The sequence below is a fragment of the Kocuria sp. HMSC066H03 genome, assembly GCF_001812045.1.
Lineage (GTDB): Bacteria > Actinomycetota > Actinomycetes > Actinomycetales > Micrococcaceae > Kocuria > Kocuria rhizophila.
Genome location: NZ_KV807506.1, coordinates 1,107,896 through 1,133,853, shown reverse-complemented (window position 1 = coordinate 1,133,853; position 25,958 = coordinate 1,107,896). Strand labels below are relative to the sequence as shown.

Below are 25,958 nucleotides of genomic sequence, written 5' to 3'. Positions count from 1 at the left end.
GGGTTGCTGGGGCCGATCAGCCGTTCTGGGGCACCTGGTCCACCAGTTCGTCGTCGTCGGGCTCGTCCGCCGGGGCCACCCGGCGCACCTGCCGGGAATCCAGGACGCGTTCACGACGCCGCGGCTCCAGTGCCACCGGAGCACCCGTCTCCAGCGACTTCAGGACCGCCGCGTTCACGCGGACATCGAGCAGGCCCTCCTCACCGCTGGGCTCGGGGGCCTCCCCGCTGCGCAGGCAGTCCACGAAGTACTGGGTCTCCCCGCCGAACTGCTCCACGGGGTCGTGCGCGAAGCTCTCGGAGGAGCCGTTCTTCGTGAGCGTGTACTCGATGCCGGTGTCCGGACCGAAGCCGAAGCACGGCTCCGCGGAGATCTCCCCCTCGGTGCCGGAGACCGTGAAGCGCTCCACGGACTCGGACGCGTAGGAGATGGTGAACTGCGCGAGGCGGTCCCCAGGGAAGGTGAGGGTGACGGCCACGGTGTCGTCGAAATTGAACTCACGGCCCGGGGTGCGCACGCCCTTGGCGTAGACCTCCACGGGCTCGTCGTGGAAGAGGTTGCGCACCATGTTCTGCGGGTAGGTGCCCAGGTCCGGGATGGGCCCGCCCCAGTACCCGGAGTGCCCCCGGTGGTTCTCCTCGGTGATGTCCTGGGAGAACGCCGCAGTGAAGTAGCGGGGACCGCCGATGATCTTCTGGTCACGTACCTTCTCGATCATCTCCACGGTGCCCGGCTCCTGGTGCAAACGGTAGGCGAGCATGAGGGTGGCGCCGCTCTGCTCCGCGGCGTCGATGATGGCCTGGCAGTCTTCCTCGGACGTCTCCATGGGCTTCTCGAGCAGCACGTGGATGCCGGCCTTCAGCGCGGGCTCCGCGAACTCGCGGTGCCGGAACACCGGAGTGGCCACGTAGACCGCGTCCACGTCCCCGGACTCGAGCAGGGCGGGGTACTCCTCGTAGGAGTAGGCGGCCACGCCGTACTCCTGGCCCAACTCCTCCGCCTTCTCGGCGCTGGAGGTCACCAGCGCGGCGAGCTCGGCGTCCTCGATCCGGTCCAGGCCGGGGATGAAGGCCTGCTGGGAGATCTGACCGACGCCCACCACCGCAAAGCGGACCGGGCGGTCGTTCGGGATGCTGGCAACCATGGTGGTGAACCTCCGAGGGGTCGAGACTGCGGGTCATGCCCACCCGTCAGTGGGCTGATGACGTGTTCTGCAACCACTGTAGGCACGCCCTCCGGCGCGTGTCAGCGCCCGTTCACCCACCGCGCACAGGTCCCCGGCCGCGAGCGCGATCCGCCGTGGCCCCACAGGGGTTCTGCTAATCGCGCCCTGGCGAGCCCACAGTATCGGGAGCCGGTTTCCCGGCGGGGCGCTGTCGTGCCACGGCCCAGATGCCGAAGCCGACCAGCGCGAGCACGAGCACGATCACGGCGGCCACTGCCGCCCACATGAAGATTGATGCTGCAACCACGGTCCGCACACTCCGTTCACCAACGGCCGGTACCGGTTACCACCTCGACCCGCCGACCGCCCGTCTGACCCCGTGCCGAGTCCCTTGATCCTAGGCCCGTCCCAGACCCGGTGCCTATAGCCGGGCGGCCAGAAGGTGGACGGAGACAAACGCCTTCCAGATGAGCTCTCTCAGCTCACGCAATCCCATGGGCCGTGGTCCGACCCGGACGACGCCGCCGTTCCAGTGCCCGCAGTCATCCGCGCCGGCCGGGAGCCGACGCCCGCCCTACAGCTCCCGCGCGTTGGCCAGCACCGGGATGGCCTTCCGGGTGCGCTCCACCAGGTCCATGTCCAGGTCCACCACCGCGTAGTCCGGGCCGTCCCCGAGAGATGCCACCACGGTGCCGTCCGGGGCGGCGACGAGGCTGTGCCCCACGCCGCGCGGGGCCTTCTCCGGGTTCTCCTCCCCCGCCGCGAGCGGGTTCGCCTGCCCCACGGCCACCACCCAGGAGGTGGTGTCCAGCGCGCGAGCGCGCGCCAGCAGCTCCCACTGCTCCACCTTGCCCGGGCCGTCGCCCCAGGACGCCCCGACCACGGTGACCGTGGCGCCGTCGTGCGCGAGCCGGGTGAACAGACGCGGGAAGCGGATGTCGTAGCACGTGGCCACCCCCACGGTGGTGTCCCCCACGGGGAAGGTGACGGGCTCGTCGCCGGGGTCCACGGTGTCGGACTCCAGGAAGCCGAACGCGTCGAAGAGGTGGATCTTGGCGTAGCCGCGCACGGTGCCGTCCGGCAGGGCGATCAGCGTGGTGTTCCGCACGCGCTCGCCGTCTCCGGGGGTGAACATGCCCGCCACGATCGCCACCGAGTGCTCGCGTGCGAGATCGGCGACGGCGCTCGCCCACTGCCCGTCCAGCGGCTCGGCAACGTCTGTGAGGCGGCGCCCGAACGCGAACATCGTGGCTTCGGGGAGCACGAGCAGGTCCGCGCCGTCCTCGCCCGCACGCCGCGCGAGGTCCGCGATGGTCCGCAGGTTTTCCGCAGGGTCGTAGGTGCTGAGCAACTGTCCGAGGGCGATGCGCATACCTGCCACTTTAGGGGCGTGAGGGGAAATTCATGGCAAAAGTGGAACGGTCAGTTGCCGTCAGGGTTACTGGCCCGGTACAGCTCCTCGGAACGCACGAATGGAGGCGCGTTCGTTCTCAATGCGCCCAATGTTTCGCCAGGACAAGGTACGACCTGACAGCGCCGCAATCTGGTCCAGGTAGGCACGTTGTGTCCTGCCATTACCCTCTCGGAACGGGTGCACATAGTTGACCTGTTCCAGCAGGGTGGATGCCTGCTCGACGCGAGCTCTCAACCGTTAGGCCGCCCGCTCCGGGTACAGCGGAAGGTCGGCCATCTTCTGGATCAGCTCGTCCAGCCCGAAGACCCCTGCCACGTATTCCCGGACGAGCTCCATGGCCGCGGCATCGGGCAGCGCCCCTTCGAGGTCCCAGCTCGCCAAAATGTCCGTCATGGATTCCCGCCGCTCACGAAGGTCATCGTCTTTGTACACGGTCAAAGCATCCTCCTGCATCGGTGATGTGGTGTCACGGGACCATGGTGGGCTGAAGGCAACAGTGTGGAGCTGATAGTAGTTGGCATGTTTCTCATGCCTCTACGGCTATCGTGTACGCCACGCGTCGGGCACCCGACGCTGTCGTCATCGGAACGAGGACTGCATGACCCGCAACAGGACCGCTCTCTTCGCCGTCGCGGCCGCGTGGCTCGCCGTGCTGCTCGCGGTTGTTCTCGGCCTCGTGCTGGGCGGGGCGCTGGTGCCCTTCGCGGTCCTCGTGGGGATCGCCGCCCTGGCCGTCACCGGGTTCTGGGCCGTGCGCCTCAACCGCGACCAGCGGTAGTCGCGGGATCCTGCTCAGGCGTTGCGGGCGATCTTCACCGCGCTGACGATCAGCGGGATCTGCAGCGGCAGCCGCCCGTACGCGATCGCCTGCCGGGCGGGTGCCGCATTACGCGAGTCCCACGCCATCTTCATGTTCCCCGGCCACACGCCCACGAACAGCGCTGCGGACACCGCCCCGCCGATCCTGCGGGTGCGCGGCATGAGCAGCAGCGCTGCGGTGGCCAGCTCTGCGTAGCCCGATCCGATCGACCACTGCCGCGCGGTGCCCGGCAGCTGCTCCGGGATCAGCGCGTCGAAGGGCTGCGGTTTCACCAGGTGCAGCACACCCATCCCGGTGAGTGCCAGCCCGGAGAGCACGGCGGAGCGGTTGGCCTTGCGGCGGGCGGTCATCAGTGTCCTGTTCATCCCCCCACCGTACCCACCAGCGCGGCGCAGGCGGTCGGAGAACTCTCCCGGGCGGCGTCGTTCCCACCGCCGAGCCCTCGCCCTACGCTGGGAGGCGAGCAGCGACGTCGTCGAACGAGGAGGCGGTCATGGACCCCTTTGTCACTCCGCAGTGGCTGGCCGAGCACCGGGACGAGGTGGTGCTCGCGGACGCGCGCACGTACCTGGACGGGCGCAACGCGGAGGCCGAGTACCTGCAGGGGCACCTGCCGGGCGCCGTGTTCGTGGATGTGGGCGCGGACCTCGCGGAGCACGGACAGCCCGAGGGCGGGAGGCACCCGCTGCCCACGCCCGAGCACTTTGCCGCGGCCATGTCCCGCGCGGGCATCGGGGACTCCGCCACGGTGGTGGCGTACGACGACGCCGGCGGCGTGATGGCCGCGCGTCTCGTGTGGATGCTGCGCACCACGGGCCACCGCGCCGCCCTGCTGGACGGCGGCCTGGACGCCTTCCCCGCCGAGGAGCGGGAGCGACACCGCGCCGTGCTGCCCGCCGCCGAGTTCACGCCCGTCCCGTGGCCGCGGGAGGCGCTGGCCACCATCGACGAGGCCGCCCACGGACCCGTGGTGGTGGACGCCCGGGACCGCAAGCGCTTCACCGGGCACGCCCCTGACCCCGTGGATCCACGCTCCGGGCACATCCCCGGTGCCGTGAACGTGCCGTGCCGGGAGCACCTTCGGGAGGACAGGACGCTGCGGCCGGTCGAGGAGCTGCGAGCGCGGTTCGAGGCCGCCGGGGTCGTGGACGCCACCCGGATGATCTCCTACTGCGGCTCCGGCATCACGGCGTGCCACAACCTGCTCGTGGCCGAGCACGCGGGCCTGGGCACGGGACGACTTTTCCCCGGCAGCTGGTCCCAGTACTCCCACACGGACCGCCCGGTGGAGACGTCCCCCACCAGCTGAACTGGCCGTCAGGCTACTGACACATTCCCCCCGGCAGTGCCAAGATGGAGCACACCACACGTGGCCTGTGCCACGTCAACTCCAGGAGGCTCGACATGACTCAGCACCCCGAGAACTCGGATCCCATCGCGTCCGCCGGCCAGATCGACGACCCGGACCAGCCCACCACCGTGCAGGGCAAGGACGACTCCCGCGCGGGCCGCGACACCCAGCCCGAGGAGAGCTCGGCGGACGGGGACCCCGAACAACCGGGCACCCGCCACCGCACCCGGGCAGCGGCGCACGACGACGCCGCCCTGGCCGGCTCCGCGACCCGCAGCGGCGACCGCGACGCCCGCGCCGTCACGGACGAGCACGAGGGCAAACCGCCCAAGGCACTGCGCGAGACCGGTTTCCCCGTGGTGGACGAGGGCACGGTGGACGCTCAGCACAACCGCGAGGTGGACTCCGAGGCACTGGCGGGCACCCGCAAGTTCCAGCCGCGCCCCGGTGACGCCAACCCCAACGTCTCCGACAACCCGGCGGACCGGCTCGACACCGGCGGTGGTGTGGGGCGCGAACGCCTCACCGAGGACCGCCGCAGTGCCGACCACGGGCGACCGGAAGCCTTGGGTGACCGCACGGCGTCCGAGCACGTGGCGGGCCCGCGCGGCGGCGTGGCCGACGGTGCCGTGCAGGTTGAAGCGGACGGGTCCGGAACCAATCGCCGCACCGCGGGCGAGGGTGACCGCGTCACCGCTGCCCGGCACAGCACGGACGAGCGCGAGTCCCGCCACGTGAGCGCCACCCGCGACGACACCGCCCAGGACAGCACCGCCCAGTACGAGGACCCCGAGAGCATCCCGGAGGTCGAGCCGGTGCGCCACTCGCGCATCGTGGAGGAGCGCGTGCAGCAGCAGGAACGCGACTTCGACCTCGGGACCACCGAGGAGGGCGAGCGGTACCTCACCCCCCGGGACGTTTCCGGCGCCTGAGCACCGCGTCACGAGCACCACTCCCCCAGAAGACGCCCGGTCGGAACCATCCGGCCGGGCGTCTTCGTGCCCGCCCCCACCCACGCGCCCACCACGATGCCCCCCGAAGTGGGCCGATCTCATGCTTCTTCATCACTGCAGGTCAGGCCGTGGGCCCCGCACATTGGCACCTCCTGTATGCGTTTGCAAAATCACGAGTTGGTGACGAACCCGCTGTGGCGTTGCGCACAGGACTCGCGATTGCGAACCTGTTTGCTATGGCGAAGCGACACGGCACTCGAACATGGTTGGTCGCCGCGGTGCTGCTCGGCACCGTGACGGTGACCGGGTGCGCGGGCGGCTCCTCCGGCGATCCCGAACAGGGTGGCCCCTCGGCGAGCCCCGAGGCGAGCGCCCCGGCCGGCGGCGAGAGCTCCGTGGCACCGGCTCAGGGGGTCACACCCGCCGAGGCCGACAGCGCGGCCACCTACGAGCTCACGCAGACGTACACGGACCCGGACAAGCTGTTCACGGTGAAGTACCCCAAGGACTGGACGGCTGAGCAGAGCAACGGCTACCTGGAGCTGAAGAGCCCGGACGGGAAGGTCACGGGATCCGTGGCTTCCACCAAGGCCCGGCCGCCCAAGGGCGACTGGTTCACCCGCCCCGCCCATCCGTTGATCGGGCTGGAGACGCCCATGAGCGAGCAGGTGAACGGCAAGGTCTACACGTACTCCAGCTACGTGCCCGCGCCCGCACGTGGTGACGGTGGTGGCGACTCGGTGATGTGGGGACTCACGGAGTCCGACAACAAGGGCATCGTGCGCCTCACGAACGGTGGCGACAAGGCGGCACTGCTGGCCGAGTTCCACTACGCCCCCGTCAACGAGGGCAACAAGCCCCTCTCCCAGAGCAAGGGAGTGGAGCTGGTCAACCAGATCAACCAGACGGACGAGGCCGGCACCGTGGACGCGATCCTGAAATCCGTCCGCGCCGGCGCATAGGGCCCCCACGACCCATCGGCCGTCACTGCGGGGCGCAGAGCGCGGGGAGAGAAGCAGGCGCGGTCATCCTGGCAGCACACCGAGCACCACGTTCACCGTGGCCGCCAGGATGACCGTGCTGAAGATGTAGGACAGCAGGCAGTGGCGCAGGATCACGGCGCGCAGCCGTGTGGTGCTCACATTGGTGTCCGAGACCTGGAACGTCATGCCCAGGTTGAAGGAGAAGTAGAGGAAGTCCACGTACCGCGGGGGCTCGCGGTCGTTGAAGTCGATCCCGCCCTGCGGGTGCCGGTAGTACTCGTGGGCGTAGCGCGCCCCGTACATCAGGTGGAGCATGGCCCACGTGAGCAGGATGCCCAGCAGCCCCAGCACGGCACCGGTGGTGCGGGTCTCGGTGCCTCCGCGCACCAGGATGACCATGATGGTCAGCAGGTTCACCAGGGACAGTGCCACCACGGTGGCCTCCTGCACGAGCGGCTGGAAGTCTTCGCGCACCGAGTTCCTGCGCGTGCGCGCGGCATCCATGGGCCACAGCACGGACACCGCCAGCACCACGTACGCCAGCGACACACCGCACGCCCCGACCAGCACCGCCAGCAGTCCGTCCAGGGCCAGTGAGGCCATCCCGCCCGCGACCACGCCCACCGCCACGGCGATCGCGAGTCGCAGGTGGGCGGACAGGGGCCGCCGCTCGGTGCTCGTCATGGGTCCAGGCTAGTGGGCGCGCCAGGACGCAGTGCCCGCCACGCGCTCAGCATCCCGGACTCGTGGCCTCTCCGGACGCGCGCCACGGCATGACGCGTTCCCACCGTCCCGAGCGAAGCCCTTCCGGGGCCGCAGATCACGTCCCACGGGGCCCCTCTTGCGGCGCCCGGCACGACAGGCCGACCAGGACGGGCCTCAGCGCAGCTCCGCGGGCAGCTCTTCCAGCAGCCGCAGCCAGATCTCGGAGACCGTGGGGTAGCTCGGGACGGCGTGGCGCAGCAGCTTCACGGGCACCCTCCCCACGATCGCGATCGTCGCCCCGTGCACCAGCTCGGTGGCCTCCGGTCCCACGAACGTGGCGCCCAGGAGACACCCCGAGTTTTCGTCCACCACGAGTGTGGCGTGCCCGGCGGCGTCGTCCCGCGTCAGGGCGGCACCGGCGGCACCGGTGATCGGGGCCTCCGCCACGACGACGCCGTGCCCCGCCTCCCGCGCCTCGGCCTCGGTCATGCCCACGGCACCCACCGGGGGATCGGTGAAGACGGCCTGCGGCACGGGAACGGGGCCGTCCGGGGCGGTCTCGTGCCGTCCGGCGAGCCGGGAGCCGAGCACGCGGGCCTCGTACTTGCCCCAGTGGGTGAGCAAGGCGGTGCCGGCGGCGTCCCCGATCAGGTGCAGCCAGTCCGGCAGCCGCCCGGCGCGAGCGTCCTCCGGGGTGATCCCCACGGACTCCAGCCCCAGGTCGGTGAGGCGCGGCGTGCGGCCGGTGGCCACGAGCACCTCGTCCACCTCCAGCGGGCCGCCCGTGGTGTGCAGCCGCACCGGGCCGCCGTGGATCCGGCCGAGACCGGTGTCCCGCGCATCCTCGCGGTGGGCGGTCTGCACGGTGGTGCTCAGCCGCACGCCCACCCCGGCGTCCTCCAGGCCCGCGCGGACGAGCTCCCCCACGAACGGTTCGTTCTTCGCGAGCAGCGCGTCACCGCGCACGAGCAGCGTGACGGAGGAGCCGAGCGCGGCCAGCCAGGTGGCGGCCTCCACGGCTACCACACCGCCGCCCACGACCGCCAGCCGCGGCGGGACCTCCACGACCCCGGTGGCGTCCTTGGAGCTCCACGCGTGCAGACCCTCCAGGGCTGGCGGGACCACCTCGGTGGAGCCGGTGGCGACGACCACCGCGCGGCGAGCGGTCAGCGTCCGCTCACCGTCCGGACCGGAAACGCGCACGGTGCGCGGCCCCGAGATCTCCCCGCGCCCACGCACCACGCGCAGACCGGCGCCTTCCGCCCAACGAACCTGCCCGGCGTCGTCGTACTGGGAGACCCACACGTCCCGGCGCGCGAGCAGCTCCCGCACCCGGACGGCCGGGGAGTCCACGCCGTCCAGGTGCGCGGCGGTGCGCGCCACCTCCACGGGGCGCAGCAGGGCCTTGCTGGGCATGCACGCGTAGTAGGAGCAGTCGCCACCCATGAGCGACTCCTCCACGATGACGGCGGAGAGCCCACCGTCGTGCGCATACTGCGCCAGGTTCTCCCCCGCGGGCCCGCCACCGATCACGACGACGTCCGCGACCTCCTCCTCGACGCTCGCGGCGCCCGGGATGCCCTGGGTGTGGTGCTCAGAACCGGTCATGGGGTCTCCTGTCTGGATGGACGACGGTGGGACGTCGTGAACGAACCCGTGCGGACGTCACTGCATGTGCGCGTCGAACCACGCGATGAGCTTCTCCGGGTGGTCGCCGAAGTAGTTGTAGGCGTAGAAGCGCTGGTTGGAGTCCCCGATCCAGAACAGCTCCTTGTCCTCGGCGCCGAGCGCGTCGAAGATCTCCTGGCCGTCCTGCTCACCGTGGATGAGGAAGTCGCGCTTGAGCTGCGCCATGAACGTGGGCACCTTCACGGCGTGGGCGTGGGGCCGCGGCGTCTCCTCGTCCAGCCGGAAGCCGGTGAGCTCGCGGATGCGCACGTCCAGGCGTTCGGCGGCCTTCTGCGGGTCCATCTTGGCGAGCTCCGCACCTTTCTCGATGAACGTCCTGCCGCTGACCACGTTGACCACGGCGAGCGCGCGGATGTCCGCGAACTCCTCCGGGTACAGGTCCATGGCAACCATCGTGGAGTTTCCGCCCATGCACCGGCTCCACAGCCCGACCGCCATCTCGGGCCAGCGCTGCTTCGCGTAGCGCACCGAGCCCACGACGTCGCGTGCTTCCACCAGGCCGAGCCCCGAGGTCCCGGCAGGGTCGGAGGAGCTGCGGCCGTGGTTGCGCAGGTCGTAGGTGAGGATGTTGTAGCCCGCCTCGTGCAGGGCCTTGAGCTCGGGCAGGAAGTTGACCTCGAACCCGCCGAACATGGTGTTCCACGGCGCGAGGTGGCCCGGGAAGCCGTAGCGGTTGCAGGTCATCGGGTGGTTCACGACCAGCAGCTTCTGGGATCCCTCGGCGGGGATGAACCAGCCCTCCAGGGTGATCCCGTCCATGGCCGGGAAGAAGACGTCCTCGTAGGCCATGCCGTACTCGTCCGGGCGGCGCAGCACCGGCGTGCGCACACCGTGGGCGAACATCTGCGCGTAGATCTCCACCAGGGGATCCAGTTTGTTGGTCACAGCCTCCTTCACCGTCCTGGCCGCGTTGGTGGCCATCGCGGTGGGCTTGGCGTCGTTCTGCCCGCGGTCGGTGCTGGTCCCGGTGATCTGCTGCAGGTCGGTCATTGTGCTGCCTTTCCGTGGCTACGGTCTGGTTCGTGGTTCGTCTGCGGCGCTGCGCAGAGGCTGGAGAGCAGCCGCAGCCCGTCCCGCGTGGCCGGGTGGTCCGGGTCCGGCGTGTACCCGAACAGCCGGGTTCCGGGCATGCCCGTGACCTCCAGGGCCTCGTAGCGCAGGTGCAGCGGGCCCACGTCGGCGTCGTGCACGAGCTTCACGCCGCGCCTGTGGTCGGCGACGTCGTGCGCCCGCCACCGGCGCGCGAACGCCTCGCTGCCCTCCGTGAGCTCGTCGACGAGCTGCTGGGCGGCGCCGCCCGGCGCCCGGGCCACCTCCACGCGGAGCATGGCCGCGACGTCGTCCGCGATGGCGTCCCAGTCGTCGAAGAACCGCTCCGCGTCGTCGTCGAAGAACACGTAGCGCGCCAGGTTCGGCTGCTTCTGCGTGTCGAACACACGGCGGTACAGGGCGCGTCCCAGGTCGTTGGCGGCCACGATGTCCAGGGAGCCGGTCTGGATGACGGCGGGCGCGTGGACGATCGCATCGAGCAGCTGCTGCAGCGCCACGGGGACGCGAACGGGCGCCTGCCTGGTGGGACGCGGCGTCGACGCCGCCCGCGCGAGGTCGAAGAGGTGGGTGCGCTCGGTGTCGTCGAGCTGCAGGGCCCGCGCGATCGCGGCAAGCACCTCGTCGGAGACCCCGCGCACCTGGCCGCGCTCCACCTGCACGTAGTAGTCGATGCTCACCCCGGCGAGGGTGGCCACCTCTTCACGGCGCAGACCGGGAACCCGTCGGCGTGTGCCCCGCGGCAGTCCGACGTCCTCGGGCTGGAGGCGTTCGCGCCGCGACATCAGGAACTCGCGGATCTCGGCAGGAGAAGTCATGGGAGCCAGGCTATCGGCGGGTCGTGAGCCCAGCCAGGGGTTGCCAGTACCCCCGACAACGGCCACTGCCGCCGCGGGACGAGCACCCCTAGCGTGGAGGTTGAACCAGCAGGAACGGCACCACCGACGAAAGGCAGCCGACATGCAGCACATCACTTTCCCCAACGGCCCCGTGACCATGGCCGGGAACCTGTTCACGCCCGAAGGCTTCGACGAGACGACGACCTACCCCGCGCTCGTCGTCGTCCACCCCGGCGGCGGCGTGAAGGAGCAGACCGCCGGTCTCTACGCGGAGAAGCTCGCGGCGCTGGGCTACGTGACCCTCGCTTTCGATGCCTCGTTCCAGGGCGAAAGTGGCGGCGAGCCGCACTTCCTCGAGGACCCGGCCGCGCGCGTCCACGACGTCTCCGCGGCCATCGACCACCTGCAGAGCCTCGAGTTCGTGGACGCCGAGCGGATCGGCGTGTGGGGCATCTGCGCGGGCGGCGGCTACGGCGCGACCGCCACGATGGTGGACAAGCGCATCAAGGCCTTCGGCGCGGCGTCGGCACTGAACATCGGCACCTCGTGGCGCCAGGGCTGGGACGGCTCCGGGGCGGTGAGCGACGCGAACGAGGCGCTCGACGGCGTCGGCCAGCAGCGCACCGCGGAGAAGGCCCAGGGCGCGGACGTGGCCGAGAGCCAGTACGTGCCCGTGGAGGTCACGGACGACGTCCCGCGGGACATGGCCGAGGCCCACGACTACTACCTGACCCCGCGCGCGCAGCACAAGAACGCGGAGAACCGCTACCTGCTCACCGAGAGCATCCCGCGGATCATGGCCTACGACGCCTTCCACCTGGCCGAGGAGATGTTCACGGCACCCCTGCTGCTCGTGGCGGGCGCCGAGGCCGGTTCGCTGTGGCACTCCACCCAGCTGCACGGCAAGGTGCGCTCGGAGAAGAAGCTCGTGGTCGTGGAGGGTGCTGCGCACATGGACTTCTACGACGTGCCCGAGTACGTGGACCGCGCGGTGGCCGAGGCCGAGCCGTTCTTCGCAAAGCACCTCGCGGCCTGAGTGCCCGGACTCCAAGGGGGTGCCGCCCTCCCGTGTGTGTGGAAGGCGGCACCCGAAAGCGTCATCAGCACAGGCGCCGGTGGGGCGCCACGGAAAGGAAGCATCATGACCAACGTTCTCGTCCTCGGTGCCAGCGGCCAGATCGCCCGCTACGCCGTTCCCATGCTCGCTGAGCAGGGTGACACGCTCACCCTCTTTGCACGGAACGCCGCGAAGGTCGGCGCCCCCGAGGGCGCGCGCGTGATCGAAGGTGACGTGCTCGACGCTGCCGCGCTCGGGGCTGCCCTCCAGGGCCAGGACGTCGTCTACGCCAACCTCGGCGGCGAGATCGTCGCGCAGGCCGAGGCCCTTGTCTCCGCCCTCGACGCCGCCGGCGTGAAGCGCCTCATTTTCATCGTCTCGCTCGGCATCTACCACGAGCTCCCGGAGCCGTTCGAGGCCTGGAACCAGCAGATGATCGGCGACGCGCTGGTGGACTACCGCAAGGCCGCCGACGTCATCGAGGCCTCCGACCTCGACTACACGATCATCCGCCCGGCGTGGCTGACCAACAACGACGAGACCGACTACGAGCTCACCCAGCGCGACGAGCAGTTCAAGGGCACGGAGGTCTCCCGCAAGGCCGTGGCCGCGTTCATCGCCTCCGTGGTGGCGGACCCGAGCACGCACTCGCGCGCCAACGTGGGCGTCAGCAAGCCGGGCACCGAGGGCGACAAGCCCGCCTGGTACTGAGCGACCAGCCGCTCTGGCGCGGCGCACCGATTCCGCAACGCAAGGAGAGAGACACATGAGCAGCACCACCAAGAGGTCCGTCACCGTTCCCGGCCCGGGCTGGGACATCGCCGCTGACCTCATCCTCCCGCCCGGGTTCGACGAGTCCAAGACGTACCCGGCCGTCATCAGCGGCCACCCCATCGGCTCGTGCAAGGAGCAGACCTCGGGCAATGTCTACGGCCCGGCTCTCGCGGAGGCAGGCTTCGTCGTCATCGCCTTCGACGCCTCCTTCCAGGGTGAGAGCGGTGGCGAGCCCCGCTGGACCGAGAACCCGGTGCAGCGCAGCGCGGACTTCTCCCACGTGGCCGACTACCTGGTGACGCTCGACTACGTGGACGCCGAGAACATCGGCGTGCTCGGCATCTGCGGTGGTGGTGGCTACGCCACGAACGCGACGATGCTCGAGCGCCGCATCAAGGCTCTCGTCGCCGTCGTGCCGGTCAACTACGGCCGCCTCATGCAGGAGGGCTTCAGCCAGTACGACCCGGTCGCGATGCTGGAGCAGGTCGCAGAGCAGCGGACCACGGAGGCCCGCGGCGGCGACGTGCAGGTCAACGAGCTGCTGCCTTCCTCCCCCGCTGCGGCGGAGGAGGCCGGTCAGAGCGACCGCGACGTCGTCGAGGCCACCGACTACTACAAGACCGACCGCGGCCAGCAGCCCAACGGTGTGGCACGCATGAACCTCGGCACGCTGAACCAGGCGCTGAACTGGGACGCGTTCCTGCGCGTGGAGACCATGCTGACGCAGCCCGCCATGGTGGTCGTCGGTGACCAGCCCGGGGCGTTCGGCTCCTACCGCGACGGCATGGAGCTCTACGGCCGTCTCGCGAGCAGCGCCGACCGTCAGCTGCTCGTGCTGCCCGGCGTCTCGCACTACGACCTGTACGACAAGCCGGAGCCCACGCAGAAGGCGCTCGAGCAGATCGTCCCGTTCCTCAAGCAGCACCTGAACCTCGCCTGAGAGATCCCAGGGCCCGTCCACCGGGCCCGGCAGAAGGCCGCCCATGACGACGACGTGGGCGGCGTTCTGCGTCGGCCACGGCCTCGACGTGGCGCGGTGCTGCTACGACGAACGTCTTGCGGAGTGGGCGCGCTACGAAGACCTCACGAACACGACGAAGACGAAGGGCTGAGGATGACTGAGAAGAACACTGCGGCAGAGCTGCCGGAGACCATGCGCGCGCTCGTGGTCGGCCACGGCTCGACCTGGAAACTGGTGGAGCGCGACGTCCCCCGCCCCGGCGCCGGTGAGGTGCTCGTGGGCGTCCACGCCGCGGCGTCGAACAACGGCGACATCCCCATGATCGACGGCGCCGACCCCGCCGCGGGCGGCAACGGCGAGGAGGCGGTGGCCGGGTTCGAGTACGCCGGTGAGATCGCCGCCGTCGGTGACGGGGTGAGCACCTGGGGCGTCGGAGACCCCGTCATGGGGTCCATGCCGTCGGCGTACGCCGACTACGTCCTGGTCGATGCACGATTCCCGATGCCACGTCCGGCCACGATCACGCCGGTCGAGGCGGCGACCCTGCCCGTGGGCCTGCTCACCGAGCACGGCGCGTTCGTCGCCGCCAACTTCGTGAAGGGCCGTTCCGTGCTGGTCACTGGCGCTAGTTCGGGTGTGGGGCTCGTGGGCGTGCAGGTGGCCAAGGCGGTGGGCGCCTCCACGGTCATCGGCACGACGCGGCGCGAGTCGATGCGCCAGGTGCTGACCGACCTCGGTGTGGACGAGGTGATCGTCACCGACGGCGACGACCTCGCGGAGCGGGTGCTCGCCCTCACCGACGACGGCGTCGACGTGGTCCTCGAGCACCTCGGCTCCCCGGCGTTCGCACAGTCCGTCGAGGCCACCGCGCAGGAGGGCCACCTGGTGCCCGTCGGCCGCGCCGCGGGCAGCGAGTCGAACATCAACCTCGACCGGGTCGGTCAGCGCCGCCTGACCATCCGCGGCGTCTCGTTCGGCTTCACGCGCCTGCAGGAGATGGCCGACGTCGTGGCCGGGCTCTCACCAGAGGTGATCCCCGCCGTCGAGCGTGGCGAGATCCGCGCCGTCGTGGACTGACGGCCCCGCTGACCGGCGTCTCCTGCCCCACAGTGGAGGGCGTCGGTCGCGCGGTCCTCTCCGCGAGGGTCGTGTGCGATGCTGACGAGATGACTCAGCTGACCCGCCAGGAGAACGTGTTCGTCCTCGACATCAGCGACTCGCCCGAGGGCGACCACCGCTTCACGTACGAGCGGATGCAGGCCATCGACGCCACCCTCACGCAGGTGGAGTCCACGCCCGGGGACCTCGCGCTGGTGATCACGGCGCAGGGCAAGTTCTTCTCGAACGGGCTCGTCCCCGAGCTCTTCGTGGAACCGGAGTACAGCGCGGCGTTCCAGAGCCTCGTCGCCCGCCTGCTGGTCTCCGAGGTCCCCACGGTCTGCGCGATCAACGGCCACTGCTACGCCGGCGGGCTCCTGCTGGCCCTCGCGTGCGACGAGCGCTACGCCCGCGCTGAGCGCGGGTTCCTCTGCCTCCCCGAGACCTCGATCCGGGTCCCGTTCACCTCCGGACTGTCCGCGCTGGTCACGGCCCGCCTCGCCCCGCGCGACGCCCACCGCGCCATGGTCCTGTCCGAGCGCTACGACGCCCCCGCGGCCATGGCGGCAGGGATTGTCGACGACGCCGTTCCCGGCGCGGATCTGCTGGCGCACGCCGTGCGCCGGGCCGGTGAGCTGAGTCCGCTCCGCGGCTCCGTCCTGGCCACCAACAAGCGCCGACGGTACGCGGACGTGGTGGAGGCGCTGCACCGCCCGGAGCAGCTCACCGTGGAAGCGGACGCCTGAAACCTCTTCCCTGCGCTGCGCGTTCGCGGTGCGGCATCCGAGTCACGCTGCCTGCGCACCCGCGTGTCGCGGGACGGGTGGGGCTGGCGGGGCATTCCCGAGCGGTCGAACGCGCTGGTGGTCACTGCCCCGTCACACGTCACGGGCCATCGCGATCCGAGGGGCCGTGAACCGCATGCGCTCCGCGGAGAGTTCGGCGGCGAGCTGCGGCCCGAGGGCATCGTCCGGCAGGGCACGAAAGCCCAGCTTGCGGTAATAGGGGGCATTCCAGGGGACGTCCGCGAAGGTGGTCAGCGTCAGCCGGTCGTCGCCCCGGTCACGCGCCCACGAAGTGACGGCGTCGATCAGGTCTGCTCCGATGCGCTGACCGGCATGATCCGGGTGAACGCTGACCTGCTCCAGATGGGCGCTCCCGTCACGCACCACGGCGAGGGCATAGCCGACAACCTCGTTGGATACCGTGGCGACCCGCACCCGGCCATCCGATGCATGCCGCTTGAGTTGCTGCACGTCGGGCAGGGGATCGTCAGCGATCTCCGGCATCCCGACCGTGCGGAAAGCCTCTCCCGCGGCGGCCTCAATGGCCGGCAGTCCGAGGACGTCTGCGGGCAGCGCAGGGCGGATGATCGGCATCCACCCAATCTAGCGAGAACGGGATGTGGCAGGCCGCAACCATGTTCCTTCACAGAACCTTCCCGGCGGAGGGCCACCGCTGGCACAGCCATGTTTACGCCTCGTCCCGTGACGACCACGTCATGCTTTCCTGCATCTGGGGGACCGTGAAGACCACAGTCCAGGGCATTTGTCTTTGAACAGTCATTGCGCATCCAGCAATCCCCCAACATGCGTGATTTAGCCCTCAATTTCGATCTGCGACGCCATTGTTGGGATGAACTCCTCTTGTTGGTCGAGCGAAACAGGCCCCCCGCCACCATCGAAATCCACAGTCCATACAGTAGGAGAGCCTGGAGCGGAAGCAGGTTCCCAGCTGATCTTGGCCGCATACTCCTCGCCAGGAAGGATGACCCGCTCCGAGATTTCACTGAACACAACTTGCCCTGAGGGGCTCAGGTCCATGACGGAGATCTGGTTCACCCTGCAAGGCAGGAAACTGTGGTTGGTGATGCGGATTTCAGCATGCACTCGTGAGTCAGACGCAGGTTCCTCCTCCTGGTCCACCGGGGCCAGCGCGGCCGAGACTCTTTGTGCGCCGCAGGTCGGCGCGACGACGGCGGACACCCTGCTCACGTCGCCGAGGGCGGCCGATTCGCTTGGCGGAGACCATGCACCCACCCGGCCAGTTCCGGAGGGAAAACGCAAAGGATCGCTGGTTGCGCCATATCCAAATTGGGCGCGAATCGGATCGATGCCACCCAGGGTCACATCCACCCGTTGCTGAGGCCCCGGCGGCTCGGACATGGGCGCCCAGGACATCGTCGCAGTGCTGGATTGCCCGGGCTTCAGGCGCACCGCGCCAGTCCCGCCGCCCAACGAGACCACCCGTGATTCCCTCTCGTTTTGAAACCTGATACCCGGTGTCCCAAGCAGATCACATGAACTGGTTCCGTAATTGCGAACCGACAGGCGCGCGCTGTCCTTGGCGCCTGACGCCTGAAGCTGATCTATCACCACTTCTACGTTTTCTGGTTCGCACGCGAATGTCAGATCTCCACTGGCGGGTCGCGCCCACGGATGCTGGCTGGGAGGATGCTCAACTTCGTTTGGCAGCGCATTCGAAGGAGGGTCGTCCGGAACCCCGGGGTGACAGCCAGTGGGCTGGGGTTTCAAGTGAGCGCCTTCCACCTGCACGTTCGCGCAGACATGCTCCCACCAGGATTCTTCCTCGAAAGGGTCCGCCCCAGAGACCAGTCGCCACATCACCACATCCGATGCTCCTCCTGACCCCATCTCGTACGCGAATCTCCCCGCAGTTAAGTCATCTCTTCCGAATAGTGGACCCGGCATCTCCAGCGCATTCCGCAGGGCAGTAGGCGCGCTAAGGTCCCTGCCCGCAACGCCCCTCTCCCACGCTGCCAGCAACGGCGAGTACGAGGAGTCGATTGAGCGGGCTCTCGATGGCGCGCACCCTGTGGCAACCATGAGCAACATGCACGCCAACCAGGCCGTCGCGAGGCGAATCAACCGTCGGCACTTCATCTGACCCACCGCCTGCTGCCCCGAGACACGCTCATTGCAGATCCTGCGCTGCTTGAAGCACCTCCAGCATGATGGGGGTGCCGGTAATTGATCCAAGGTCACCGTCCTCCACGAAGACTGCTACCGCGAGATCGCCGTGGCCAGCGATGACCCAGGAGTGGGTGCGAGGCGGGTTTTCATTCCCATATTCTGCCGTGCCTGTCTTTCCGATGGCGCTGTCCGGCTCCAGGGAACCCAGCTCTTTCAGGTGTCCAGTGGACACAACTTCCCGCTCCAGTGTTTGCAGGTCTGCCGCCTCACTCTTCTCCAACGGATTACTGGACGAGGGATCCGATGCCGGTTCATGGGCCAGGATACTGGGCTCCACCAGCTTGCCTGCCTGAACACTTGCCTGAAACCTGGCCATTCCGAAAGGAGAGACCAGCGTGCGTCCTTGCCCGAACATGGCCGCGACATGTTCCGCCGCTGGTTCCTCCGTGGGGATGCTGCCCGAGAACACTGGGATTCCTGCGTCCATCTCCACCCCAACGCCGAGAGAGTTTCCGGCTTCCGCCAAGGCCTGCTGGCTAATCTTTTCGTGCTGAGCGGCGAACGCCGTGTTGCACGAATGGGCAATCGCTTGTCGTAGAGGAACGGCTCCCTCAAACTCCTGCGGATAGCCAGAGAAGTTAGCCACGTTCATTCCCTCAGCCGAGTACGTATGAGGGCAATCGACGATCGTGTCGGGCGTGTCTCCCTCCCGAAGCATGGCTAAGGAGGTCGCAACCTTGAATGTTGATCCGGGCGCGTACTGACCCAGGGTCGCAGTGGGATAACCCTTCGATCCCTCTCCGTTGGCCACAGCCAGGACCGCGCCGTCCGAAGGTCGCATCGCCACGACAGACGACGGTGATTTGATCCCCTTCAGCGCCTGTTGCGCAGCATCCTGGAGATCGGCGTTGAGTGTCGTGTGCAGGTCCTCTCCCGGGACAGGCGCATGAGCCATCAGCTGGTGCGTTTGCCCCGCCTCAAGGCTCCCGTCTGGATTGATGCCGACGCGGTCGACAACAACTCCGGGATTGCCGTGCAAGGTGTCCTCGTGCGCCTCTTGCAGGCCCCCGCGGCCAACTTGGGCGCCACGGGTGAGTTCGCCTCCCGACTTCTCTATCTCCTCGGCCGTCGCCTCACCGACCGTGCCAAGGGTCTCGGCAGCAAAACCCTTGGTGCGACCAAGAACGCGGGCGTCCTTCGTGACTAGCAGCCCGGGGATTTTTTCCATGCTCTGGGAGTCGAGCGCTCGAAAATCTTCTTCCCTCAACGCGATAGCTTCCACCCACGCGTTGTCGTCAGCCTGACGCACTTTTTCCCGGTACTGCTCTGGGTCGATGCCCGCAGCCTTGGCCAGTGCGGTGGCCGAACCCTCCCGCTTCTCGCGGGGGACCTCACGAAGGTCCAAACCTACGCGGTGAATGGTCTGCTCCATGGCCAGCGGCTGGTCGCCCGTCCCGAGGATTTTCCCACGCTCTGGTTGGATCGTTTGGATACGCAGGACCTCATCCTCTGCCAGCTCGGGAGCGACGAGTGACGGCTCCCAGGTGGCCTTCCACGTGCCGTTGGACCGCTGGAAATCCACACCGGTGGTGTAGGTCCAGTCTTCTTCGGTGGCAGGCAGGTCCCATGTCCAGTTCAGATCGCCGTGGGCCGTCTGTCCCTGGCCGCTCACCCGAGCCGTTCGCACGTCCGGTGCAATGCCCCCCGTCATGCGGAAGATGCGATCCAGATCAGCCTGGACCTCCGACCCAGTCGCATTTGAGAACCCGATCCCGGAGACGTCCCGGGCGCGCAAGCCCTGCGCGAGTGCCTCAGCAGCATCTTGGGGTTCATTTCCCGGCAGCACCGAGCACCCACTGAGCATCAGAGCAACGACGACGCTCATCGCGAAGTGGGCGTGGTGTCGAGTACGTCTGGGTGAGGTAGCCATGCGGTCGTGCTCCATCCTGCAGTTCATGTTGTCGCCGATCACGCTATGAGAGGCGCTTGTCATATGTCCAAGACTTTCTTAAGACAGGTACGTTATCTTTGAAGATATGAGACGCGAACGACCAGGAAATCTCCTCCGCTGGGTTGAAGACTTCCTAGTGGTCGTCGAAACGGGGCACGTGGGCCGGGCCGCGGAGGCACTCGGGGTGTCCCAGCCCCCGCTGTCGCAGACGATCCGCAAGCTGGAGACTGCTGTGGGTGAGGAGCTGTTCGTCCGCCATGCCCGGGGCGTTTCATTGACCCCAGCCGGTGAGGCGTTCTTGCCTTTGGCCCACGATCTGGTGTCGGCCCAGCGGCGAGCTCTCACGCTGGGCAATGACATAGCAGAACGTGCAAGTGCAGTTCGAGTGTGGGTACCCCGGTCCTTGCCCGCCGCCTGGATAAGTGCCTGTCTGCTCGACAACGTGGACACCTTCCCGCAAGCCGAGTGGGCGGGGGCTTCATCCGCGGACATCGTGCGCCACGTTCGCGAGAACACGGCAGCCGTGGGGATGGTGGTGGCCCCGATCGTGACCGACGAGCTGGTTTCTCTACCCGTCGTCGCGATTCCCCAGGTTTTGTGCATGCGTCCTCTGCCCGCCGCGCCCATACACCGAAACGATCTGCGGCACGCTGTCCCCTCCGAGATGCTCGTGCCTCCTCGAACCGATGGCCCGGCGGCATTCGATGTACTGTCCGCCGATCTCGAAGCGCTGGGCGTGATCACTCAGCTCAGGCAGGAGGTGGACCCCCTGAAGATTGCCGCGGAGATGCGCACGCTCGGGGCTGCCACTCTGATGCCGAGTGACACGCCAGGGTTCGACGGAGCTCCCCTCGAGGCGGGATTGCTGCCCCTCAGATTGCGCGTCATCCACCATCCCGATGCCGCACCACAGGCCCGGGATGCGGCGATGGTGCTTCACGACGGCCTCGGGAGGTGCGCTGCCCATGTCCGGTGAGACGTGGAACAGCGCGGGGGTCGATGCCGCACTGAGCCAGCTTGGACGCGAAGTGGCCGAGATTCTGCAGAGCGAAGACATGACGGGCGCAGTATCGGCCCGAGTGATCGACGCACCCGAACTGCCAGTGTTTTCTTTTCATGAGGAGGAGGTCTTTCCGGCCGCATCCTTGTACAAGCTCGCGGTCATGATGGCGTTCTGCAGGGAGGTAGACCACGGCGTTCTGGAACCTTCGGCTCTCGTTGACCTCTCCCCCGCAGACAGAGCCCAAGGCCCTACCGGCCTCGCGATCCTCGAGGACATGGTGCGAATCTCGTGGCGGGACCTGGTCCGCCTGATGATGTCCATCTCGGACAACGCCGCCGCAGAAGCTGTCCTGCGCAAGGTGGGGACCAGCCGGGTCCACGAGACACTTCGCCTCATGGGTGCTACGAGGACAGAGATCCGCCCCACGCCACCGAGTGGGAATGGCGCGCCCGCCTCTTTTGACGACGAGGGCAGAGACCGTTATCTCATGCCGGACCCGGTGGAGTACGACCCGCTGTCTGTCTCGTCCACCACAGCGTCGGACCTTGTCACGCTTCTATGCGCCATCTGGCAGGACCGCGCGGCCTCGGCGGAACAGTGTGCCTTCATGCGTCAGGTGCTCTCTCAGCAGGCCTGGGGTCATCGATTCGCAGAAGCGTTCTCCTACCCAGGCGTCACCGTTGCAGCAAAGACCGGTTCATTCGGATCCCTGAGTCACGAGGCGGGGGTGGTCTCTCACCCGGGAGAAAAGTCAATAGCCGTGGCGGTTCTGACCCGTTCCGTGCGGCGTGAGCGCCAGATTCCCCTGTCTAACAAGGTAGTGGGCCAGATCGCCCGCCACTGTGTCCGCAACTACCGTCAGTTCCTCTAGCCGTATCATCTGAGCCGCTACCCGATCGGGTGACAACGGAGGCCCTGAGGCGTGTACGTCGTCGCCGACCCCACACGTCGCTCAAAGGCGCCTGGGAGGCGTGGGGACCCCTTCTACTGGAGGCCGCGGATGTAGGCCGAGTTCCCCAGGATCGCTGGTTTGTACCTGTCAATGTTCGCCGTGGTGACGTGCTCGGCGATCACCTGGAGAAGGGTCGCGATGGCAGGGGCTCCAGCGCCTCGATGGTGGGTTGCATGTTGCTGCGGTCGCGCGCCGCAACGATCCGATCGAGTTGAGCGTCAAGGATCATGGGCGAATCATTGCACGCAGGACCTCTCCAGCACTCCGATTGTCAGCAGGGCGTCAACATCAGCCCATGGTTCCTCAGGAAAGTCTGGGGCGGTCGAGGCTCGCATTGTCGAGAACCCACGTCGCAGCCTCCCGGGGAGAAGCCTCGGCCAGGTAAAGGCGCTGGCCGGCCACGTAGCGATGGTGCTCTTCGGCCTCCGGGTCTGGGTCGTGTTCGCCGGGAAAGCGCGCGTTTCCTCTCGGTACCGAGACGCTGAACGGGACATCAACCCACACGGAAGCATCCCACTCGTCGCGCAGTTCAGGCCGGTGCAAAAAGATCCCGTCCACCAGCACCAGGGCGTCCGGTGCCAGCTTGATGGGCCGTGCATCCACAGGCCGGTCTTCGTCAACGTCCCACACGGCCGGGGTAATGGCGTGCCCAGTTCGAAGTGGCGTGATGACACAGCGACGAAAAGCGTCGTAGTCATAGGAGGCGCGATAAAAGCTCTCAGGGCCTCGACCAGTTGCATACCGGTGGACACGAGGGTGGTGGAAGTCGTCCATGCTCACGTTGATGGCCGGCCGCGCGCCTCGGGCCAACACCAGCGTCACCAGCTCCTGCGCAAGGACCGTCTTTCCCGCTCCGTCGAATCCGTCAATGGCCACCAGCGCAGGACGCCCCGGTGCAACGGCGCACAAACGTTCGGCCAGGAGCGCGAGGGTTTGGTGACGACTCATGCCATGAGTCTCCCAGCTGTGTCCGGAATGACCGACCGTTGTGCACGGAAGAGCCGTCACCCGGTCCAGATAATTTTCGTTTACGTTATTCATATGCGCGAGAATCAAGTGCCGGAAGAGTTGATTGAGGCGTGGGTTGCCGAGGCCGAAGCGGGTTACGACGCGGGCGTGCTCAAGCGACGCGGTCGCGGGCGGCCGGGGCGAGGTGCTGAACCGATGCAGGTTGTCTCCGTCAGACTGACGGCCGAGGAGCTGGCCGCACTCGATCGCATCGTAGAACGAGAGCACACCTCACGATCCAAGGCGATCCGCCAGGCTCTCGCCACGTACACGGCGTGAAGTTCCACCCCCAGAGACCACAACGTCATGACCCGCAACAGCTAGCAGAGGAATCCCCCCGGCCGGGTGTTCGCGCTTTGGCGCGGAGTTCATCCAGTCGTACCAGCACCTCAATCTGGAGCAGGCAGGGCCACCCGTGGACCACCAGCCCCAAGCCCAAGCACGCCAGGGCCCACCAGGGATGGGCGGAGACCGTGAGTGCTACCGCGGCCAGCAGATGGATCGCAAGCGACACCGTATGGCTGACCAACGATCCGGCGGTGTCGCACCTGAACGGATCAAGGTCGGTGAAGGACCTGATGGGGCGACGTACCTGCCGGTTCCACCCCACCCGGTCCAGAATTCGGGCCAGCGAACGCGGCCTGGCCCAGCGAATCATCCAGGACCGCAGAGCTGTTCGTCGCCACTGGTGGGCGAGCAGCCACTGGGTGGGACGCCCGTAGAACACGCCCGCTCCAAAGGTTCCAGCCGTCACCAGCCCCACGTACCCGCCAGGGGATCGCGGCACGACGACAACGAAGCCACACGCCAGCGCAAGTACGGTCACCAACGCGGCAAGAACACTGGAAGTCTTCATACCCGGCAATCCATTTGACGACCTACGGTCTTCTTAGCGCAGTTTTCTATGCCTGCGCCCCGTGGACAGTGCTCCATCACCAGCCGTCGGTAACTTCACCCGGGAACACGGTCATCCAGTAGTCCGGAAGCACCTCGCGCAGAGGCTTCCACATGACCTGCGTGGGATCCCCGCGTCCGGCAACACCCACCAGCACCTCGGGTCCGTGCACGGCCAGCCGCTCCCGGCACACGCCGCACGGGCTGAGGACCAGGAACCTTCCCGCTTCATCCCGGTGCAGGCACACGGACGCCAGGATCTCCTGGTTGAGCCGGAACGCGGCCGCGTAGGGCTCGATCTCGTGGCAGACCTCCACCGCCGGGTTCACCGCATCCGGAGCGGTGCCGGTGAGAACGGTCCCATCCGCGAGCAGCATCGCGGCTGCCCCGCGCTCCTCGCGCCCGGGAAAACGGTGCTCGATGAGGCCTCGACATGCGTCGACCGTACGGTTCAGCTGTTCGCCATGCATGCTCCGACTCTAGGCGGCAGACATACATCATCCCGTGCCACTACACGGCGTGAGAGCGGCCCGGCGGGACGCCTGGCCGCTCTCACACGGGCTGGCCACTACCCCCGGAACGCCCCCGCCAGGTTCCGTGCCCCGGAAGCCAGCAGGGCGACGTCCGCGCCCACGTTCACGAAGTCCGCACCCGCGGCGAGGTAGTCCCGCGCCTGGTCCTGCGCGAACGCGTTGACGCCCACGAACTTGCCCGCCGCCTGCACCGCGGTGATCACGTGCTTCACGGCGGCGACGACGTCCGGGTGGGTCTGCTGACCGATCAGCCCCATGGAGGCGGCAAGGTCCGAGGGACCCACGAACACGCCCTCGACCCCGTCCACCGCGGCGATCTGCTCGATGCCCGCGACGGCCGCCGCAGACTCCGCCTGCACCACCAGCGTGATGGTCTCCCGGGCCCTCGCCAGGTAGCCGGGGATCCCGCCCCAGCGCCCGGAGCGCGCGAGCGCCGCACCCACGCCGCGCACGCCCGCGGACGGGTACGCCACGGACCGGGCGGCGGCCTCGGCCTCGGCGACCGAGTCCACCATGGGCACGATCAGCGACTGCACCCCGAGGTCCAGGTACTGCTTGATGACAACCTCATCATTGGAGGGCACCCGCACCACGGAGAGGGTGGGGTACCCGGCGATCGCGCGCAGCTGCGCCTGGATGGACTCCAGGGACAGCGGCGAGTGCTCACCGTCCACCAGGAGGTAGTCGAAGCCCGCACTCGCGCAGATCTCCGCCGCGGTGGGGTCCCCCGAGGACAGGAAGATGCCCGTGACCGGGTCCTCCGGCGTGCGCGGCAGCGCGAAGAGGTCCTTCAGGCTCGGCAGCACGCCCGGCAGGTTGGCGGCGCCCTCGGCGCGGAAGGTGTGGATCAGCTCGTTCACTCGAAGCGACACGTGATGGCTCCCAACTGTCCGTAGTCCGCGTGCACGGTGTCCCCGGGGTGCACCCACATGGGCTTGGTGAAGGACCCGGCCAGCACGATGCTCCCGGCCTCCAGCGCGTCCCCGTGCGCGGCCAGCTTGTTCGCCAGCCACGCCACGCCGTTCGCGGGGTGGTTGAGCACCGCCGCGGCCACACCCGTGTCCTCCAGGGTCTCGTTGCGGTACAGCAGCGCGGACACCCACCGCAGGTCCACGGCGTCCGGGACCACGGGGTTGCCGCCGTAGACCATCCCGCCCAGGGCGGCGTTGTCCGAGATGGTGTCCACGATCGTGCGGCCCTCCATCTGGATCCGCGAGCTGAGGATCTCCAGCGCCGGCACCACGTACTCGGTGGCCCGCAGCACGTCGAAGATGCTCGTGTGCGGCCCGCGCAGCTCGTCCTTGAGCACGAACGCGAGCTCCACCTCGATCCGCACGTTCGAGTACTGCCCGTGCTCGATCACGGACCCGTTCTCGTGGACCTGGTCCGCGAAGATCGCCCCGTAGTCCGGTTCCGTGATCCCCGTGGCCTCCTGCATGACCTTGGAGGTGAGCCCGATCTTCCGGCCCACCAGCCGCCGCCCGGACTCCTGCGCGCGCCTGCGCCACTCGTTCTGCACCGCGTAGGAGTCCTCCACGGTCATCTCCGGGTAGCGCTGGGTGAGCCGCTCGATCATCGTGCGGTTGGCCTCCGCCGCGGCCAGTTCGTCCGCGATGGCCACCACGCGTTCGTGCTCCAGCATGTCCTTGCCTTTCGGTTGGTCCGTGCGCCGTGTCCGCAGGGGACGACGACGCCGCTGCGCCGGCTTCCCGACGCTCCGTCACCCGGGTGCCCCGCAGGGCCGGGTGCCGCTCCCCCGGGAAGGGCGCGAGCGGCGTCGTCGTCCGCTCGGCGTGAGCCGTACCCGCAGCCGCCGGGGCGGGCGGGC

At 68.3% G+C, this 25,958-nt stretch carries 30 protein-coding genes; 13 read left to right on the top strand and 17 right to left on the bottom strand.

The annotated features are described in order from the left end of the window. Window positions 1-16: 16 nt before the first annotated feature. From HMPREF2833_RS08500 to HMPREF2833_RS12535, 5 genes are all read right to left on the bottom strand, one after another. Window positions 17-1,144, bottom strand: a complete 1,128-nt coding sequence (locus HMPREF2833_RS08500; protein ID WP_070637407.1) for a Gfo/Idh/MocA family protein — start codon at window positions 1,142-1,144, stop codon at window positions 17-19. Between the two features lie 175 nt (window positions 1,145-1,319). Then, complete coding sequence (locus tag HMPREF2833_RS12540; RefSeq protein ID WP_161936986.1) at window positions 1,320-1,472, bottom strand: hypothetical protein; 153 nt, start codon at window positions 1,470-1,472, stop codon at window positions 1,320-1,322. A gap of 267 nt (window positions 1,473-1,739) precedes the next feature. Next, window positions 1,740-2,537: a carbon-nitrogen hydrolase family protein gene (locus tag HMPREF2833_RS08495; RefSeq protein ID WP_047979142.1), complete on the bottom strand. Its 798-nt coding sequence runs from the start codon at window positions 2,535-2,537 to the stop codon at window positions 1,740-1,742. A gap of 66 nt (window positions 2,538-2,603) precedes the next feature. Beyond that, the gene (locus HMPREF2833_RS12865) at window positions 2,604-2,813 is read right to left on the bottom strand and encodes a Fic family protein (protein WP_082142087.1); all 210 of its coding nucleotides are present in this window, start codon (window positions 2,811-2,813) and stop codon (window positions 2,604-2,606) included. A 3-nt stretch (window positions 2,814-2,816) separates the two neighbouring features. Further along, a complete protein-coding gene (locus HMPREF2833_RS12535; RefSeq protein WP_161936985.1) occupies window positions 2,817-2,972 on the bottom strand; it encodes a hypothetical protein in 156 nt (51 codons plus the stop codon). Between the two features lie 205 nt (window positions 2,973-3,177). On the opposite strand from HMPREF2833_RS12535, the gene HMPREF2833_RS08485 reads away from it, so the two are divergent. Then, a complete protein-coding gene (locus tag HMPREF2833_RS08485) occupies window positions 3,178-3,357 on the top strand; it encodes a hypothetical protein (RefSeq protein WP_070637405.1) in 180 nt (59 codons plus the stop codon). Between the two features lie 14 nt (window positions 3,358-3,371). Here the strand turns inward: HMPREF2833_RS08485 and HMPREF2833_RS08480 are convergent, their stop codons facing one another. Then, a complete protein-coding gene (locus HMPREF2833_RS08480) occupies window positions 3,372-3,764 on the bottom strand; it encodes a DoxX family protein (RefSeq protein WP_083310971.1) in 393 nt (130 codons plus the stop codon). Window positions 3,765-3,892: 128 nt separating this feature from the next. On the opposite strand from HMPREF2833_RS08480, the gene HMPREF2833_RS08475 reads away from it, so the two are divergent. The 3 genes from HMPREF2833_RS08475 to HMPREF2833_RS08465 all read left to right on the top strand — a co-directional run bounded on the left by HMPREF2833_RS08475 (window position 3,893) and on the right by HMPREF2833_RS08465 (window position 6,665). Continuing rightward, complete coding sequence (locus HMPREF2833_RS08475; protein ID WP_070637401.1) at window positions 3,893-4,708, top strand: sulfurtransferase; 816 nt, start codon at window positions 3,893-3,895, stop codon at window positions 4,706-4,708. Window positions 4,709-4,803: 95 nt separating this feature from the next. Then, window positions 4,804-5,682, top strand: a complete 879-nt coding sequence (locus HMPREF2833_RS08470) for a hypothetical protein (protein WP_059281512.1) — start codon at window positions 4,804-4,806, stop codon at window positions 5,680-5,682. A 257-nt stretch (window positions 5,683-5,939) separates the two neighbouring features. Further along, window positions 5,940-6,665 carry a hypothetical protein gene (locus HMPREF2833_RS08465; RefSeq protein WP_235586654.1) on the top strand — a complete coding sequence of 242 codons (726 nt, stop codon included), beginning with the start codon at window positions 5,940-5,942 and terminating at the stop codon, window positions 6,663-6,665. A gap of 63 nt (window positions 6,666-6,728) precedes the next feature. On the opposite strand, the gene HMPREF2833_RS08460 is transcribed toward HMPREF2833_RS08465, so the two are convergent. From HMPREF2833_RS08460 to HMPREF2833_RS08445, 4 genes are all read right to left on the bottom strand, one after another. Next, window positions 6,729-7,370, bottom strand: coding sequence for a DUF1345 domain-containing protein (locus tag HMPREF2833_RS08460; RefSeq protein WP_059281511.1), 642 nt, complete (start codon window positions 7,368-7,370; stop codon window positions 6,729-6,731). A gap of 195 nt (window positions 7,371-7,565) precedes the next feature. Then, entirely contained in the window at window positions 7,566-8,999 is a 1,434-nt protein-coding gene (locus HMPREF2833_RS08455) for a dihydrolipoyl dehydrogenase family protein (RefSeq protein ID WP_059281510.1), read from the bottom strand. A 57-nt stretch (window positions 9,000-9,056) separates the two neighbouring features. Continuing rightward, the gene (locus HMPREF2833_RS08450) at window positions 9,057-10,070 is read right to left on the bottom strand and encodes an alpha/beta hydrolase (RefSeq protein ID WP_201024645.1); all 1,014 of its coding nucleotides are present in this window, start codon (window positions 10,068-10,070) and stop codon (window positions 9,057-9,059) included. Further along, window positions 10,067-10,945, bottom strand: coding sequence for a helix-turn-helix domain-containing protein (locus tag HMPREF2833_RS08445; RefSeq protein ID WP_059281509.1), 879 nt, complete (start codon window positions 10,943-10,945; stop codon window positions 10,067-10,069). The genes HMPREF2833_RS08450 and HMPREF2833_RS08445 overlap by 4 nt, the downstream gene beginning before the upstream one ends. A gap of 142 nt (window positions 10,946-11,087) precedes the next feature. Here HMPREF2833_RS08445 and HMPREF2833_RS08440 point away from each other — a divergent pair, with 142 nt between their 5' ends. From HMPREF2833_RS08440 to HMPREF2833_RS08420, 6 genes are all read left to right on the top strand, one after another. After that, on the top strand, window positions 11,088-12,002 hold the full coding sequence (locus tag HMPREF2833_RS08440) for an alpha/beta hydrolase (protein ID WP_059281508.1): 915 nt from the start codon (window positions 11,088-11,090) through the stop codon (window positions 12,000-12,002). Window positions 12,003-12,107: 105 nt separating this feature from the next. Beyond that, a complete protein-coding gene (locus HMPREF2833_RS08435) occupies window positions 12,108-12,734 on the top strand; it encodes an NAD(P)H-binding protein (RefSeq protein ID WP_047979298.1) in 627 nt (208 codons plus the stop codon). Between the two features lie 55 nt (window positions 12,735-12,789). Further along, window positions 12,790-13,737: an alpha/beta hydrolase gene (locus tag HMPREF2833_RS08430; RefSeq protein ID WP_047979299.1), complete on the top strand. Its 948-nt coding sequence runs from the start codon at window positions 12,790-12,792 to the stop codon at window positions 13,735-13,737. A 43-nt stretch (window positions 13,738-13,780) separates the two neighbouring features. Further along, window positions 13,781-13,909, top strand: coding sequence for a hypothetical protein (locus tag HMPREF2833_RS12785; protein ID WP_256388765.1), 129 nt, complete (start codon window positions 13,781-13,783; stop codon window positions 13,907-13,909). 2 nt (window positions 13,910-13,911) lie between these two features. Then, entirely contained in the window at window positions 13,912-14,835 is a 924-nt protein-coding gene (locus HMPREF2833_RS08425) for a quinone oxidoreductase family protein (protein WP_070637399.1), read from the top strand. An 89-nt stretch (window positions 14,836-14,924) separates the two neighbouring features. Next, window positions 14,925-15,602: an enoyl-CoA hydratase/isomerase family protein gene (locus HMPREF2833_RS08420; RefSeq protein WP_059281541.1), complete on the top strand. Its 678-nt coding sequence runs from the start codon at window positions 14,925-14,927 to the stop codon at window positions 15,600-15,602. Window positions 15,603-15,734: 132 nt separating this feature from the next. On the opposite strand, the gene HMPREF2833_RS08415 is transcribed toward HMPREF2833_RS08420, so the two are convergent. From HMPREF2833_RS08415 to HMPREF2833_RS08405, 3 genes are all read right to left on the bottom strand, one after another. Further along, complete coding sequence (locus HMPREF2833_RS08415) at window positions 15,735-16,235, bottom strand: GNAT family N-acetyltransferase (protein WP_059281507.1); 501 nt, start codon at window positions 16,233-16,235, stop codon at window positions 15,735-15,737. 219 nt (window positions 16,236-16,454) lie between these two features. After that, window positions 16,455-17,480 (bottom strand): DUF4232 domain-containing protein, encoded by a 1,026-nt coding sequence (locus HMPREF2833_RS12530; protein ID WP_256388768.1) that lies wholly within the window; start codon window positions 17,478-17,480, stop codon window positions 16,455-16,457. A gap of 310 nt (window positions 17,481-17,790) precedes the next feature. Beyond that, the gene (locus HMPREF2833_RS08405; protein WP_164481637.1) at window positions 17,791-19,761 is read right to left on the bottom strand and encodes a penicillin-binding transpeptidase domain-containing protein; all 1,971 of its coding nucleotides are present in this window, start codon (window positions 19,759-19,761) and stop codon (window positions 17,791-17,793) included. Between the two features lie 64 nt (window positions 19,762-19,825). Between HMPREF2833_RS08405 and HMPREF2833_RS08400 the strand changes: the two genes are divergently transcribed. Then, window positions 19,826-20,716 carry a LysR family transcriptional regulator gene (locus HMPREF2833_RS08400; RefSeq protein WP_082142057.1) on the top strand — a complete coding sequence of 297 codons (891 nt, stop codon included), beginning with the start codon at window positions 19,826-19,828 and terminating at the stop codon, window positions 20,714-20,716. After that, on the top strand, window positions 20,706-21,614 hold the full coding sequence (locus tag HMPREF2833_RS08395; RefSeq protein WP_053069435.1) for a serine hydrolase: 909 nt from the start codon (window positions 20,706-20,708) through the stop codon (window positions 21,612-21,614). The genes HMPREF2833_RS08400 and HMPREF2833_RS08395 overlap by 11 nt, the downstream gene beginning before the upstream one ends. 384 nt (window positions 21,615-21,998) lie before the next feature. Here the strand turns inward: HMPREF2833_RS08395 and HMPREF2833_RS08390 are convergent, their stop codons facing one another. Then, window positions 21,999-22,931 (bottom strand): nucleoside/nucleotide kinase family protein, encoded by a 933-nt coding sequence (locus HMPREF2833_RS08390; protein ID WP_308302116.1) that lies wholly within the window; start codon window positions 22,929-22,931, stop codon window positions 21,999-22,001. On the opposite strand from HMPREF2833_RS08390, the gene HMPREF2833_RS12860 reads away from it, so the two are divergent. Further along, on the top strand, window positions 22,896-22,982 hold the full coding sequence (locus tag HMPREF2833_RS12860) for a ribbon-helix-helix protein, CopG family (protein ID WP_371441078.1): 87 nt from the start codon (window positions 22,896-22,898) through the stop codon (window positions 22,980-22,982). The genes HMPREF2833_RS08390 and HMPREF2833_RS12860 overlap by 36 nt on opposite strands. Window positions 22,983-23,635: 653 nt before the next feature. Here the strand turns inward: HMPREF2833_RS12860 and HMPREF2833_RS08380 are convergent. From HMPREF2833_RS08380 to hpaH, 3 genes are all read right to left on the bottom strand, one after another. Next, window positions 23,636-24,067, bottom strand: a complete 432-nt coding sequence (locus HMPREF2833_RS08380) for a cytidine deaminase (protein ID WP_082142059.1) — start codon at window positions 24,065-24,067, stop codon at window positions 23,636-23,638. A 98-nt stretch (window positions 24,068-24,165) separates the two neighbouring features. Further along, entirely contained in the window at window positions 24,166-24,936 is a 771-nt protein-coding gene (locus HMPREF2833_RS08375) for an HpcH/HpaI aldolase family protein (RefSeq protein ID WP_062946282.1), read from the bottom strand. 50 nt (window positions 24,937-24,986) lie between these two features. Beyond that, entirely contained in the window at window positions 24,987-25,772 is a 786-nt protein-coding gene (gene hpaH, locus HMPREF2833_RS08370) for a 2-oxo-hept-4-ene-1,7-dioate hydratase (RefSeq protein ID WP_047978835.1), read from the bottom strand. Window positions 25,773-25,958: the final 186 nt, after the last annotated feature.

What these genes read in the sequence shown, in the direction of transcription:
- HMPREF2833_RS08500 (WP_070637407.1), bottom strand. Translation starts at nt 1,144, where the DNA reads ATGGTTGCCAGCATCCCGAACGACCGCCCGGTCCGCTTTGCGGTGGTG.
- HMPREF2833_RS08495 (WP_047979142.1), bottom strand. Translation starts at nt 2,537, where the DNA reads ATGCGCATCGCCCTCGGACAGTTGCTCAGCACCTACGACCCTGCGGAA.
- HMPREF2833_RS12535 (WP_161936985.1), bottom strand. Translation starts at nt 2,972, where the DNA reads ATGACGGACATTTTGGCGAGCTGGGACCTCGAAGGGGCGCTGCCCGAT.
- HMPREF2833_RS08485 (WP_070637405.1), top strand. Translation starts at nt 3,178, where the DNA reads ATGACCCGCAACAGGACCGCTCTCTTCGCCGTCGCGGCCGCGTGGCTC.
- HMPREF2833_RS08480 (WP_083310971.1), bottom strand. Translation starts at nt 3,764, where the DNA reads ATGAACAGGACACTGATGACCGCCCGCCGCAAGGCCAACCGCTCCGCC.
- HMPREF2833_RS08475 (WP_070637401.1), top strand. Translation starts at nt 3,893, where the DNA reads ATGGACCCCTTTGTCACTCCGCAGTGGCTGGCCGAGCACCGGGACGAG.
- HMPREF2833_RS08470 (WP_059281512.1), top strand. Translation starts at nt 4,804, where the DNA reads ATGACTCAGCACCCCGAGAACTCGGATCCCATCGCGTCCGCCGGCCAG.
- HMPREF2833_RS08465 (WP_235586654.1), top strand. Translation starts at nt 5,940, where the DNA reads ATGGCGAAGCGACACGGCACTCGAACATGGTTGGTCGCCGCGGTGCTG.
- HMPREF2833_RS08460 (WP_059281511.1), bottom strand. Translation starts at nt 7,370, where the DNA reads ATGACGAGCACCGAGCGGCGGCCCCTGTCCGCCCACCTGCGACTCGCG.
- HMPREF2833_RS08455 (WP_059281510.1), bottom strand. Translation starts at nt 8,999, where the DNA reads ATGACCGGTTCTGAGCACCACACCCAGGGCATCCCGGGCGCCGCGAGC.
- HMPREF2833_RS08450 (WP_201024645.1), bottom strand. Translation starts at nt 10,070, where the DNA reads ATGACCGACCTGCAGCAGATCACCGGGACCAGCACCGACCGCGGGCAG.
- HMPREF2833_RS08445 (WP_059281509.1), bottom strand. Translation starts at nt 10,945, where the DNA reads ATGACTTCTCCTGCCGAGATCCGCGAGTTCCTGATGTCGCGGCGCGAA.
- HMPREF2833_RS08440 (WP_059281508.1), top strand. Translation starts at nt 11,088, where the DNA reads ATGCAGCACATCACTTTCCCCAACGGCCCCGTGACCATGGCCGGGAAC.
- HMPREF2833_RS08435 (WP_047979298.1), top strand. Translation starts at nt 12,108, where the DNA reads ATGACCAACGTTCTCGTCCTCGGTGCCAGCGGCCAGATCGCCCGCTAC.
- HMPREF2833_RS08430 (WP_047979299.1), top strand. Translation starts at nt 12,790, where the DNA reads ATGAGCAGCACCACCAAGAGGTCCGTCACCGTTCCCGGCCCGGGCTGG.
- HMPREF2833_RS12785 (WP_256388765.1), top strand. Translation starts at nt 13,781, where the DNA reads ATGACGACGACGTGGGCGGCGTTCTGCGTCGGCCACGGCCTCGACGTG.
- HMPREF2833_RS08425 (WP_070637399.1), top strand. Translation starts at nt 13,912, where the DNA reads ATGACTGAGAAGAACACTGCGGCAGAGCTGCCGGAGACCATGCGCGCG.
- HMPREF2833_RS08420 (WP_059281541.1), top strand. Translation starts at nt 14,925, where the DNA reads ATGACTCAGCTGACCCGCCAGGAGAACGTGTTCGTCCTCGACATCAGC.
- HMPREF2833_RS08415 (WP_059281507.1), bottom strand. Translation starts at nt 16,235, where the DNA reads ATGCCGATCATCCGCCCTGCGCTGCCCGCAGACGTCCTCGGACTGCCG.
- HMPREF2833_RS12530 (WP_256388768.1), bottom strand. Translation starts at nt 17,480, where the DNA reads ATGTGGCGACTGGTCTCTGGGGCGGACCCTTTCGAGGAAGAATCCTGG.
- HMPREF2833_RS08400 (WP_082142057.1), top strand. Translation starts at nt 19,826, where the DNA reads ATGAGACGCGAACGACCAGGAAATCTCCTCCGCTGGGTTGAAGACTTC.
- HMPREF2833_RS08395 (WP_053069435.1), top strand. Translation starts at nt 20,706, where the DNA reads ATGTCCGGTGAGACGTGGAACAGCGCGGGGGTCGATGCCGCACTGAGC.
- HMPREF2833_RS08380 (WP_082142059.1), bottom strand. Translation starts at nt 24,067, where the DNA reads ATGCATGGCGAACAGCTGAACCGTACGGTCGACGCATGTCGAGGCCTC.
- hpaH (WP_047978835.1), bottom strand. Translation starts at nt 25,772, where the DNA reads ATGCTGGAGCACGAACGCGTGGTGGCCATCGCGGACGAACTGGCCGCG.